This is a genomic window from Mesorhizobium sp. M6A.T.Ce.TU.016.01.1.1 (assembly GCF_003997065.1).
Classification (GTDB): domain Bacteria; phylum Pseudomonadota; class Alphaproteobacteria; order Rhizobiales; family Rhizobiaceae; genus Mesorhizobium; species Mesorhizobium mediterraneum.
In genome coordinates, this window is sequence record NZ_RZTJ01000004.1 from 192,134 (window position 1) to 204,212 (window position 12,079).

The following is a 12,079-nucleotide window of genomic DNA, read 5'->3' on the forward strand; positions in this document are numbered from 1 at the left end:
CTAGCGTAAAAGAAAGCCGCGCCCCAACTCGTCGTCGGACTCGACGATGAATTCGGCCCGGCCGGAGTAGTAGGCGCGGCCGCCGACGCGGGCGATGATGGCGTCATGCGGCCCGGCTTTCGCGGTCCTCGCCACGCTGCCGGAAAAGCGCGAGCCTGCAATACTCTCGAACAGCCGCGTCTGGCCGGCGATTTCGCCCTTGGCATGCATTGCCGCCAGCCGCGCGGTGACGCCCGAGCCGGTTGGCGAACGGTCGACCTCGGCCTCGGCAAAGACGCAGATGTTCTTGGTCGGGGCATCGGAAAATACGTCCTGTCCGTCGGTCAGGATGGTGCCGTAGAGAAAGGCAAGGTCGGCATGGTCGGGATGCGACAGCGGGAACTCGGCCTTCAGTTTCTCCGTCAACGCCGTCGCCGCATCGACGAAATCGCGCACGCGGTTCTTGCCGAACTCCAGCCCGAACTGGCGGCAATCGGCGAGCGCATAGAAGGCGCCGCCATAGGCGATGTCGAAGCCGATCGCACCGAAGCCCGGCAATTCGATCTCCTGGTCGCGGGCGAACAGAAACGCCGCCACGCTTTCGAACGACACCGCACCGGCCTTGCCGTCTTGCACCTCGACCGAGGCGATGACCAGCCCGCACGGCGCTTCGATGTTGACCGTCGTCACCGGCTCCTGCCGCGCCACCAACCCCTCGTCGACGGCATAACGGCCGAGCGCGACAATGGCGTGGCCGCACATGGTCGAATAGCCTTCATTGTGCATGAACAGCACGGCGAGGTCGGCGCCGGGCAGGTCGGGTTCCACCAGCAGCGCCCCGTACATGTCGTAATGGCCGCGCGGCTCGAACATCAGGATCTTCCTGAGATGATCGAGGTGATCGCGCACATAGGCGCGCTTTTCCAGGATAGTGCCCGCGGGGATCTTGGGATAACCGCCGGTGACGATCCGCAGCGGCTCGCCGCCGGTGTGCATGTCGACGACGGTGAGCGTCATGTATTGGGTTCGGCAAACAACGCCTGCAGCTTGCCGAATGGCATGGCGGCGCGGGTGAAGCCGAAAGTGCCGTCCTGCTGGATCTCGCGCGCCGCCGTTTCCAGCATGCCGAAGGCGAAATTGGTCAGCCACGGCCCGAGCGAAATGCGCTTGACCCCTGCCAGGGCAAGATCGGCAATGGTGAAGCCGGGCCTCACCATGACGTTGACCGGCTTGGTCAGCGCCGAGCAGACGGTCTGCACCGTCTCGATGTCGCCGATGCCCGGCGCATAGAGCACGTCGGCGCCGGCCTTCTCGAAGGCCTGCAGCCGCCTGATCGTGTCGTCGATGTCGGGCCTGCCCCACAGAAAATTCTCGGCCCGCGCGGTGAAGACGAAATCGTGTTTCAGCGCCCGTGCCGCCTCCGCTGCAGCGGCGACGCGCTCGACGGCATGCGAAAAATCGTAGATCGGCTTGTCGGGCTCGCCGGTGTGGTCCTCGACCGAGCAGCCGGCGAGGCCCGCCGCCTCGGCCGCGAAGACAGTCTCCGCGGCACTTGTCGCGCTGTCGCCCTTGCCCTTCTCGAGATCGGCCGAGACCGGCAGGCCGGTCGCCGCCGTCACCTCGCGGCAGTGATGGATCATCGCCTCGAAGGTCACCGCGCCGTCGGGCAGGCCGCGCGAAAAGGCAAAGCCGGCGCTGGTCGTCGCCAGCGCCTTGAAACCGAAGGAGGCCAGCAATTTCGTCGTGCCGATGTCCCAGGGGTTGGGCATGACGAAAATCGAGCTATGCAGGTCGCGAAAGATTTTTCCCTTGTCCATGGATGCTCCCAGAGTGCGAAGCGCATTTTATCCCGCCACTGCCTGCCGGGCAAACGAATGCGGTTGGTTCAGAAGCGACTGGCGTTCTCTCCTGCCAATTTGTCCAGTGCGTCGGAATTCTTGACGTATCCAGCCCCGTCCCAATGGTAGGTGACGGAGATGTTTTGCGAGGAAGCTTCGGGCGCCGGATCATCGCAGCTTTCGCCATTCGGCACTGTGGCATCGGTCACCGTCGCCTTGATGGCCGCATAGGGCTGGCCGTCCGCAAAGGTCCGAAAGGCCAGCTCCTGCGTGCGCTTATAGGCGCACAGCGACTCGTCGAATGTTTGGATCGTATCGATCAGCTCGAACCTGTCGTCGCGGACCAGAAGCAGGGGCGTGCTGACATAGCCCTGGCTCGAATTGAAATGCGTGCTCAGGGTGATGATGGCGTCGTCGCCGGGTCCAACCGGCAGCTTGCCCGGATCGCGGAAAGAGGTGCTCCGGTCGACGGCGACATTGACAGCGTCGAGCAGTCTCGGCTTGCCGGCAAGATCGTAAAGCGCCAGCACCGCGAACCCCTCGGCGCTGTCCGACGAGCTGCCGAGGTCGAACAGCATGGCCAGCCGATCCTTGCCGCCGGCCTTGACGGCGAGCACGCCGGCATTGGAAAGGCCCGACGTTTCGGGCGGCGAGCCACCGCTATCCGGGCCCTCGATATGGCGCATCTCGACCGGCATGGAACCCCGATAGAAGCCTTCCTTGTCCCCCGCCAGGTCGGGAATGACCATCCTGGCGAGATCGAGATAGGTCGTGCCCTCGTGGCCAGGAACGGCGCTGCCAAGGTCCGGGAAGCTGACGGCTTGCGCGCCGGCCGTCATCCACAGGCACGGCAGCAGCAAACAGGCGACGACGATGCGAAGCAGGATGGAATTCATACGCTGGCGCCTCCCACTGTCGAGCGTTCGCAAGCTAGCACGAACGACTGAGGCGTACAGCCGGATAAGAAGTCTGAACACTAGATCAGTGAATCGGCACCAGCCCGGCCAGTTCGCGCATGTCGTCGAACAGGATGCCGCCGGCCTCAGTCAGGCCGTCGCGATCGGTATGCGGGTCGCCGTGGTAGGAATAAACGCGCATGCCGGCGGCAATGCCGGCTAATGTCCCGGCGACGCTGTCCTCGATGACGATGCAGTCGGCAGGGGCGAAGCCCATCGTGCTTGCGGCATGCAGGAACAGGTCGGGAAACGGCTTGCCGCGCGAGACCATGGTCGAGCTGAACAGCGCATGCTCGAACAGCGGCAGCAGACCTGTCTGGCCGAGCGTGATGTGCATTTTCGACACCCGCGCCGATGAAGCGACGCACGTTGCGATTCCGGCCGCGTGCACGGCTTCGATGAACTCCCTGACATAGGGGACGGCTTCGACGCCATGCGCGAACAGGTCCGGCAGGCCGGCGTTCCAGCGTTCGACGAAATCGGCGCCGAGGCTGACGCCGGTCGCCTCGACCTCCTTCTGCACCGAGACCATGGAGCGGCCGGAGAAATTCTTGCGGCAATGTTCGAAGCTTGCCGGGTAGCCGGCTGCGGTTAGCCATTCGGCGAGGCGCCGATTGGCCAGGTTCTCGGTGTCGACCAGAACCCCGTCGCAATCGAAGATGACGAGTTTGGGTATTCTCATCAGGCCGTGCCGGTCGATCCGAACCCGCCGGAGCCGCGCGTCGTGCCGCCGGCCAATGTCCGCTCCTCGACGGTCGCCTGCGTCACCAGGGCGAAGACGATCTGGGCGATCCGCATGCTGCGCGTCACTGCAAAATCCTCGTCGCCGAGGTTGATCAGCAGCACCTTGACCTCGCCGCGATAGTCGCTGTCGATGGTGCCTGGCGTGTTGAGGCAAGTGAGCCCATGCTTGAAGGCAAGGCCCGAGCGCGGCCGGACTTGGCCTTCCACGCCCTCCGGGATCTCCAGGATCAGCCCGGTCGGCACCAGCGCGCGTTTTCCCGGCAGGATCAGCAGCGGCCGGTCGTCCGGCACCGCGGCGCGCAGATCCATGCCGGCGGCGCCCGCGCTTTCATAGGCGGGAAGCGGCAGGCCTTCGCCATGCGGCAGCCTGACGAAGCCGACGGCCGGACCGATGACGGAGGAAGTGTAGATGGCTGCGCGCATGAGGCGGATCCTATCGCTATCAACGCCGATTCGGTCAACTCCGGCGGCAATGCTATCAACGGCTTTCTTTCAGCGCAGTTCCGCTTCAGCGCAGTTCTACGGGAACGATGGTCGTCTCCTTGATCTCCTCCATGACGAAGGAGGCCGAAACGTCCGACAGCGCCACCTTGGCGATCAGCCGTTGATACAGCCGGTCATAAGCCTTCACGTCGGCGACGCGGGCACGCAACACATAATCGAGATCGCCGGACATGCGGTAGACGCCGGTGATCTCGGGAAAACCGGTCACTGCCGACCGGAATTTTTGCAGCCAGTCCGGATCATGATTGGAGGTCCGGACCAGGATGAACACCGAGAGGCCAAGCCCAAGCTTGTCCGCATCGACCAGCGCCACCCGGCCGGTGATGACGCCGTCTTCTTCCAGCCGCTTGACCCGGCGCCAGCAGGCGTTGCGCGACAGCGACACCCTTTCCGACAACTGGTCGACCGACAGCGTGCCGTCGCGTTGCAGTTCGCTCAGCAATCTTCGGTCGATTTCATCGATTTCCAGCGGCATGTGGGATGTTTGTCCCAATAATTGGCCAAACACAAGGATGATTTGGGACCTATGAACCGGCGAGGCATGTCAAGATGCGAAAGATCGGGACTTCACGCGCTGAAAAGGGGACCAGCATGACCGCACGGCTCGCAAGACTTTTCACCTCTCATCCGGCATCGGTGGGCGAAACCTATTTCGGCCACATGGCTTTCGCCGCGTGGTTCTCGTCGCGGTTGTTCATGGCGGCATTCGCCGCGCTCATTCACGCCTTCCTGCCGTTCTTGTTCGATTCTACGGCAAGCCGGATCATCCGCGAGCTTTACGAGCGGACGCACAACAGGGGACGTTAGAGGCGAAGTGCGGGCCGGCGGCCTGTCTAGGCGAAGTGGTCTGCCTCGGCATGAGCATTCGCCCCTCTCTCGGGTCGCGGTGAAGCTGGCGCTGGTCGGCTAAGCTCTGCGCAATCCCGATCAAGCGATGCCGGCCCTCGAATGCTGAACTTGGCTTGAAGCCGCGCTGCAGTCTGCCATTTGGTGAGACGAGTGCTGCCAGCTAGCCGGGAGCATTGGTCATGGACCTCGTCTTTTCCTCCACCACCGAATTGGCTGCCGCCATTCGCGACCGCAGGATTTCCGCTGTGGAAGCGCTGGACGCGCATCTGGCGCAGATCGACAGGCATAACAGGGCGATCAACGCAGTCGCCACGCTCGACAGGGAAGGGGCGCGGCAACGCGCCGAGAAGGCCGACGAAGCGCAGGCGCGCGGCGACGCTCTCGGGCCGTTGCACGGCGTGCCGTTCACACTGAAAGATATGCACCAAACATCGGGCATGAAGACCACGGTAGGCTTTCCGCCCTTTGCCGACTATGTGGCGAGAGAAGACAGCCCAGTCGTTCTCAGGCTGAAGGCGGCCGGCGGCGTTCTGGTCGGCAAGACAAATGTCGCAACGATGCTGGGCGACTGGCAGTCGGACAATCCGCTTTTTGGTCGCACCAATAATCCCTGGGACCTCTCGCGCACCGCGGGCGGTTCCAGCGGTGGCGCTGCCGCAGCGCTCTGCGCCGGGATGACGTCGTTCGAGGTCGGCACCGACATGCAGGATTCGATCCGGCTGCCTGCCGCCTTCTGCGGCGTCTACGGCCTCAAGCCGACAGAGCATCGCGTCTCCTTAGCCGGCGCCTTTCCCGATCCCGGTGGCGTACCGCGCGGCGTGCGGCTGATGTCCTGCATCGGTCCGCTAGCCCGCAATGTCGAAGATCTGGCGCTGATCCTGGCGATCATTGCAGGGCCGGACGGCCGCGACGCCGACCTTGCGCCGGTGCCTGTCGAGAGCATGCCGGAGCTTGACCTCAAGACCCTGCGCATCGTTTTCGCGCCGGCCTTTCCGGGTTTTCCGGTGGCCAGCGAAATCAGGGCCGCTGTTGAGAACCTGGCAAGGGAGCTTCAGTCGGCGGGCGCGGTCGTCGAGGAAGCAAGACTGCCGACGCTCGACCTGCATGACGATCTGACGCAAGGCGGCGCGCTGATCGGCATGATGCTGGAGGCAACGCAGCCTGAACCGCCAGAAGAACCGACACCGGTCTCGCGCTGGTTCGAGGCGCTCGGCCGCCGCGATCGGTCAATCCTTGCCTGGGAACGGTTTTTCCAAGAATGGGATGCGTTGCTGTGCCCCGTTGCTATGACCATGGCCTTTCCGCATTGCGAGCCGGGAACACCGATCAAGGTCGATGACAGCGAGCAGAGCTACTGGATGCTGCCGGCCTATGGCGCGGTGTTCAACTACAGCGGCCATCCTGCACTTTCGCTGCCGTGCCCGCAGGATCGTGACGGCCTGCCCATTGGTCTGCAGCTGGTCGGCAGACGCTGGTCCGAATCGTGGCTGCTCGGCATCGCCAGGGCAATAGCGCCGCTGAGCGGCGGTTTTCGCCGTCCGCCCGGCTATTGAGCAAACCGCGTCAGCCCATAAGGCTCAAGCAGCGGATCGCGCACGCCGTCGAGGATTTCCCGGGCGGCGAACAGGCCGACGGCAGGCGCCAGCGTGATACCGGAATGCATGACCGCGACGTAGAGCCCGCTGACGCCTTGAGCGCGCCCGATGATCGGAAAGCCGTCGATCGGCGTCGGCCGGTAACCGACCGTGTGGAAATCCAGTTCCAGCCCGTCAGCGCCGCGCAGCATGCTCTTCATCGCCGCAAACAACTCGCGGGCGGTGGCTTCGGCATCCACGCCCGGATCGGCGCCGCCGAAATCCGAGCCGGCGATGACGCGGCCTTCGGTAGTCTGGCGCATGTGCAGCCGGTCGCCGATCACCAGCCCGTTGAGCAGCTTTTCGTAGGGGCGTGAATGGACGATCAGGCCAGGCGGCGTCTCGATCGGCAGTTTTAACCCGGCCGTCGCGGCGATTGCCGGAGAGCCGGCGCCCGGCGCGATCACCACCTCGTCGGCGGCAATCGGTCCGGTGGATGTATCGACGCCGGTAACCCTGCCGTTGGCCTGCACCAACGCTGTCACGGCCGTGCCGGTCATCATCCGCGCGCCGCGCTGCTCGGCGTCGGCCAGCAGCGCCAGCGTGGCGGCGACCGGTTCGGCGACACCTTCCCCAGGCACATGCAGCGCGAAATCGGGAAGCTCGGCAAGATTGGGCTCGATGCTCGCGGCTCTCGCACGGTCGACGCGCTCGATGCCGTAACCCCAGCCGGAGTGCTCGGTGGCATAGGCTTCCAACTCGGCCGCCGGCAGGTCCCAGCACAGGCCGCCGCACCAGGCGAGCGGAATGCCGGGCAGGTCCTGCGCCAGCCGTGTCCATTCGGCCATCGAACGGGTGCGCAGCCGGAAATACGGCTCTGGATTGCCCCAACTGGCATTGATCCAGGCAAAGGAATTCGGCGTGGCGACGCCGCCGACGCCGCTGTCGGCAACGACCGTCACCTTCGCGCCGGCCTTCGCCAGATGCCAGGCGATGGACGCGCCGATAATGCCGGCGCCGACAACGATGACTTGCTTGGCTGCGCTCATGGACAGTCCTTTGTCGAATCGGGTCTTCTGATGTCGTTGCGGCAACCCTATCTCAAGACCGGGTGAGAGCCATCCGCCCAAAAATATTCGACAGGCTACAAAAGCGCTGCTAAAAGCCCGCGCACCACATGGGATTCCACAAATTGGCTGAAGACATCACGAACGCGGTGGCGCGCCGCCGTACTTTCGCGATCATCGCGCATCCGGACGCCGGCAAGACGACGCTGACCGAAAAGCTGCTTTTATTCGGCGGCGCCATCCAGCTTGCCGGCGAGGTCAAGGCCAAGAAGGATCGCATCCAGACCCGGTCGGACTGGATGAAGATCGAGCGCGAGCGCGGCATCTCCGTCGTCACCTCCGTAATGACCTTCGAGTATGAGGACAACGTCTTCAACCTGCTCGACACGCCCGGCCACGAGGATTTCGCCGACGACACCTATCGCACGCTGTCGGCGGTCGACGCGGCGGTCATGGTCATCGACGCCGCCAAGGGCATCGAGCCGCGCACGCTAAAACTGTTCGAGGTGTGCCGGCTGCGCGACATCCCGATCATCACCTTCGTCAACAAGATGGACCGCGAAAGCCGCGACCCGTTCGAAATCCTCGACGAGATCGAGCAGAAGCTGGCGCTGGACACCGCACCGATCACCTGGCCGATCGGCCGCGGCAAGACCTTTTCCGGCACCTATCATCTGGCGCTGAACGCCGTGCGCAAGGGCGATGCCGAGAAGGAGCGCACGCCGGTCAACGGTCCCGATTCCAACCGCGTCGCCGGCCTGTTGCCGGAGAACGAGCGCGAAGCTTTCATCGAGGAGCTGGAGCTGGCGCGCGAAGCCTGCCGTCCGCTCGACATCGACTCCTTCCGCGAGGGTCATCTGACGCCGGTCTATTTCGGTTCGGCGTTGCGCAATTACGGCGTGCGCGACCTGATCGAAGCGCTTGGCGCCTACGGGCCGCCGCCGCGCGCGCAGGAGGCCGACACGCGTAAGGTCGAGGCGACCGAGGACAAGATGACCTCGTTCGTCTTCAAGATCCAAGCCAACATGGACCCTAACCATCGCGACCGCATCGCCTTCGTCCGTGTCTGCTCGGGCAAGCTCGAGCGCGGCATGAAGGCCAAGCTGGTGCGTACGGGAAAACCGATGAGCCTGTCGGCGCCGCAATTCTTCTTCGCCCGCACCCGCGTCACCGCCGACGAGGCTTTTGCCGGCGACGTCGTCGGCATCCCCAATCACGGCACGCTGCGCATCGGCGATACGCTGACCGAGGGCGAGGAGATACTGTTCCGCGGTGTGCCGAATTTCGCGCCGGAAATCCTGCGCCGCGTCCGCCTCGGCGACGCGATGAAGGCCAAGAAGCTCAAGGAAGCGCTACACCAGATGGCCGAGGAAGGCGTCGTGCAACTGTTCTCGCCGGAGGACGGTTCACCGGCAATCGTCGGCGTCGTCGGTGCGCTGCAGCTCGACGTGCTGAAAGAGCGGCTGAACTTCGAATACACGCTGCCCGTCGATTTCGAGATGTCGCGCTTTTCCGTCTGCCGTTGGGTATCGGCTGACGACAAGGCCGAGGTGCATCGCTTCATCGAGGCGCATCGCGGCGACATCGCCCGCGACCTCGACAACGACCCGGTGTTCCTGGCCCAGCACGCCTTTTCGCTCAACTACGAGGCCGAACGCTGGAAGGCGATCCGCTTCGCCGCGGTCAAGGATTACCAGGTCCGCGACAAGGCAGCCTGAGCTGCGCCGCTTTTCCTTCTCCCCTTGTGGGAGAAGGTGTCGCCGAAGGCGACGGATGAGGGGTGTTCCAGGGAACGCTGACGCCTCATTCCGTCCAGCGCCCCTCAACCGTCTTGGCGCTGCGCGCCGATCCACCTTCTCCCACAGGGGGAGAAGGCAAGGTCGCGCGTTCGCTCACCCCCTGGCTGCGTCTTCGATCTTGGCGATGTCGATCTTGGTCATCTGCATCATCGCCTGCATCACCCGGTTGGCCTTGGCCTGGTCGGGATCAAGCAGCAGCCTGGGCAACTGCTCCGGCACGACCTGCCAGGACACGCCGAATTTGTCCTTCAGCCAGCTGCACTGGCTGGGCTCGCCACCGCCTTCGATGAGTCTGTCCCAGAAATAGTCGACCTCCTCCTGCGTCTTGCAGTCGATGGAGAGCGAGACTGCCTCGGTGAACTTGAATTGCGGCCCGCCGTTGAGCGCCTGGAACTGAACGCCGTCGAGCTCGAAATAGGTCACCAGAACCTTGCCCTCACTATCGCCGCTGCCCTCGGGCCAGCGCATTACGTTCAGCACCTTCGAATTCTTGAAGATGGACATGTAGAAGTTCATGGCCTCCTCGGCCTGGTCGTCGAACCACAGGCAGGGGGTGATCTTTTGCATTTGCTTGCTCCTCGGCTGTTGCAGTTGGCTATCACGGTGAAACGGCCCGGCTTGGCGGTGGTGTTCTTTGCCCTGCCGTTTGCCAAGGACGCCCGGGCGGCGCGCAATCCGACAGTGTCATCAAATTTTCTTGGGAAAATCTGGCGCATTGCAAAATTGTGGCCAGACCAGGCGTCGGCGTCTATAACGCCTGCGGTCCGAATTCAGCGCCGCCGCGCTCCCATCGAGCGCAGCCAGCCAGCCAAGGAAAATTCATGCCCGCCTATCGCTCCCGCACCACAACCCATGGCCGCAACATGGCCGGCGCCCGTGGCCTTTGGCGCGCCACCGGCATGAAGGATTCCGATTTCGGCAAGCCGATCATCGCCGTGGTCAACTCCTTTACCCAGTTCGTGCCGGGTCACGTCCATCTCAAGGATCTCGGCCAACTGGTCGCCCGCGAGATCGAAAAGGCCGGCGGCGTTGCCAAAGAGTTCAACACCATCGCCGTCGACGACGGCATCGCCATGGGCCACGACGGCATGCTCTATTCGCTGCCGTCGCGCGAGCTGATCGCCGACTCGGTCGAGTATATGGTCAACGCGCACTGCGCCGACGCCATGGTCTGCATCTCCAATTGCGACAAGATCACACCCGGCATGCTGATGGCCTCGCTGCGTCTCAACATCCCGACCGTCTTTGTCTCCGGCGGGCCGATGGAGGCCGGCAAGGTGGTGCTCGCCGGCAAGACGCAGGCGCTGGATCTGGTCGACGCCATGGTCGCGGCCGCTGATGACAAGATCTCCGACGAGGACGTCAAGACCATCGAGCGCTCGGCCTGCCCGACCTGCGGCTCCTGCTCTGGCATGTTCACCGCCAATTCGATGAATTGCCTGACCGAGGCGCTGGGCCTTTCCCTACCTGGCAACGGCTCGACGCTGGCGACCCATGCCGACCGCAAGCGGCTGTTCGTCGAGGCCGGCCATCTGATCGTCGATCTCGCCCAGCGCTACTACGAGCAGGACGACGACACCGCGCTGCCGCGCAACATCGCCTCGAAGGGCGCATTCGAGAACGCGATGACGCTCGACATCGCCATGGGCGGCTCGACCAACACCGTGCTGCACATTCTCGCTGCAGCGCATGAGGGCGAGATCAACTTCGACCAGGACGACATCGACGCGCTGTCGCGCAAGGTGCCGGTGCTGTGCAAGGTTGCCCCCGCCAAGGCCGATGTGCACATGGAAGACGTCCACCGCGCCGGCGGCATCATGGCGATCCTCGGCCAGCTCGACAACGCCGGGCTGATCAATCGCGACCTGCCGACTGTACATACGCGAACGCTGGGTGAAGCGCTCGACCATTGGGACATCTCCCGCACCACCAGCCAAAGCGTCCGCGACTTCTTTCTGGCGGCTCCGGGCGGCGTGCCGACGCAAGTCGCCTTCAGTCAGGACCGCCGCTGGGACGAGCTCGATCTCGACCGGGAGAAGGGTGTCATCCGCTCGGCCGAGCACCCGTTTTCCAAGGACGGTGGCCTTGCCGTGCTCAAGGGCAACCTTGCGCTGGACGGCTGCATCGTGAAGACCGCCGGCGTCGATGAATCGATCCTGAAATTCACCGGCCCGGCCAGAGTGTTCGAAAGCCAGGACGCCAGCGTCAAAGCGATCCTGTCCAACGAGATCAAGGCCGGCGATGTCGTCGTCATCCGCTACGAGGGGCCGCGTGGCGGCCCTGGCATGCAGGAAATGCTCTACCCGACCAGCTATCTCAAGTCGAAGGGCCTCGGCAAAGCCTGCGCGCTGGTCACCGATGGCCGCTTCTCCGGCGGCACCTCCGGCCTGTCGATCGGCCATGCGTCCCCGGAGGCGGCGGAAGGCGGGCTGATCGGGCTGGTGCAGGAGGGCGATACGATCGAGATCGATATCCCGAACCGTACCATCCGGCTTGCTGTCGACGACGCGGAACTGGTCGCCCGCCGCGCGGCGATGGAGGCAAAGGGAGCTGCCGCCTGGAAGCCCGTGGAACAGCGCAAGCGCAAGGTGACGATGGCCTTGCGCGCCTATGCCGCGATGGCAACCAGTGCTGCAAAGGGTGCGGTAAGGTACGTGCCGGAGTAGCGCGGTTCTTCCCTTCCCCCTTGTGGGAGAAGGTGGCCTTGCGAAGCGAGGTCGGATGAGGGGTGTTCCAGGGAACGCCAGCGCCTCATTCCGTCCAGCACCC

At 64.2% G+C, this 12,079-nt stretch carries 12 protein-coding genes; 4 read left to right on the top strand and 8 right to left on the bottom strand.

The window, feature by feature from the left end; translation table 11 throughout:
- The 6 genes from EOC94_RS09645 to EOC94_RS09670 all read right to left on the bottom strand — a co-directional run bounded on the left by EOC94_RS09645 (position 1) and on the right by EOC94_RS09670 (position 4,496).
- Positions 1 to 996, bottom strand: a complete 996-nt coding sequence (locus EOC94_RS09645; protein WP_095483028.1) for a proline racemase family protein — start codon at positions 994 to 996, stop codon at positions 1 to 3.
- Entirely contained in the window at positions 993 to 1,796 is an 804-nt protein-coding gene (locus EOC94_RS09650; protein WP_127290070.1) for an oxaloacetate decarboxylase, read from the bottom strand. The genes EOC94_RS09645 and EOC94_RS09650 overlap by 4 nt, the downstream gene beginning before the upstream one ends.
- 68 nt (positions 1,797 to 1,864) lie before the next feature.
- Positions 1,865 to 2,713 (bottom strand): hypothetical protein, encoded by an 849-nt coding sequence (locus tag EOC94_RS09655; RefSeq protein WP_095483026.1) that lies wholly within the window; start codon positions 2,711 to 2,713, stop codon positions 1,865 to 1,867.
- An 85-nt stretch (positions 2,714 to 2,798) separates the two neighbouring features.
- The gene (locus EOC94_RS09660) at positions 2,799 to 3,455 is read right to left on the bottom strand and encodes an HAD family phosphatase (protein ID WP_164897949.1); all 657 of its coding nucleotides are present in this window, start codon (positions 3,453 to 3,455) and stop codon (positions 2,799 to 2,801) included.
- A complete protein-coding gene (dut, locus tag EOC94_RS09665) occupies positions 3,455 to 3,940 on the bottom strand; it encodes a dUTP diphosphatase (protein WP_127290072.1) in 486 nt (161 codons plus the stop codon). The genes EOC94_RS09660 and dut overlap by 1 nt, the downstream gene beginning before the upstream one ends.
- Positions 3,941 to 4,025: 85 nt before the next feature.
- Complete coding sequence (locus EOC94_RS09670; protein WP_127290074.1) at positions 4,026 to 4,496, bottom strand: Lrp/AsnC family transcriptional regulator; 471 nt, start codon at positions 4,494 to 4,496, stop codon at positions 4,026 to 4,028.
- 116 nt (positions 4,497 to 4,612) lie between these two features.
- Here EOC94_RS09670 and EOC94_RS09675 point away from each other — a divergent pair, with 116 nt between their 5' ends.
- Together EOC94_RS09675 and EOC94_RS09680 are read left to right on the top strand one after the other, a co-directional pair.
- Positions 4,613 to 4,828: a DUF6356 family protein gene (locus EOC94_RS09675; RefSeq protein ID WP_095483023.1), complete on the top strand. Its 216-nt coding sequence runs from the start codon at positions 4,613 to 4,615 to the stop codon at positions 4,826 to 4,828.
- 221 nt (positions 4,829 to 5,049) lie between these two features.
- Positions 5,050 to 6,423, top strand: coding sequence for an amidase (locus EOC94_RS09680; RefSeq protein WP_127290076.1), 1,374 nt, complete (start codon positions 5,050 to 5,052; stop codon positions 6,421 to 6,423).
- Here the strand turns inward: EOC94_RS09680 and EOC94_RS09685 are convergent.
- Positions 6,417 to 7,493, bottom strand: coding sequence for an FAD-binding oxidoreductase (locus tag EOC94_RS09685; RefSeq protein ID WP_127290078.1), 1,077 nt, complete (start codon positions 7,491 to 7,493; stop codon positions 6,417 to 6,419). The genes EOC94_RS09680 and EOC94_RS09685 overlap by 7 nt on opposite strands.
- 143 nt (positions 7,494 to 7,636) lie before the next feature.
- Between EOC94_RS09685 and EOC94_RS09690 the strand changes: the two genes are divergently transcribed.
- A complete protein-coding gene (locus tag EOC94_RS09690) occupies positions 7,637 to 9,229 on the top strand; it encodes a peptide chain release factor 3 (protein WP_185928200.1) in 1,593 nt (530 codons plus the stop codon).
- Between the two features lie 174 nt (positions 9,230 to 9,403).
- Here the strand turns inward: EOC94_RS09690 and EOC94_RS09695 are convergent, their stop codons facing one another.
- Positions 9,404 to 9,877, bottom strand: coding sequence for a VOC family protein (locus tag EOC94_RS09695; protein WP_095483019.1), 474 nt, complete (start codon positions 9,875 to 9,877; stop codon positions 9,404 to 9,406).
- Positions 9,878 to 10,131: 254 nt separating this feature from the next.
- Here EOC94_RS09695 and ilvD point away from each other — a divergent pair, with 254 nt between their 5' ends.
- Complete coding sequence (gene ilvD, locus EOC94_RS09700) at positions 10,132 to 11,976, top strand: dihydroxy-acid dehydratase (RefSeq protein ID WP_095483018.1); 1,845 nt, start codon at positions 10,132 to 10,134, stop codon at positions 11,974 to 11,976.
- Positions 11,977 to 12,079: the final 103 nt, after the last annotated feature.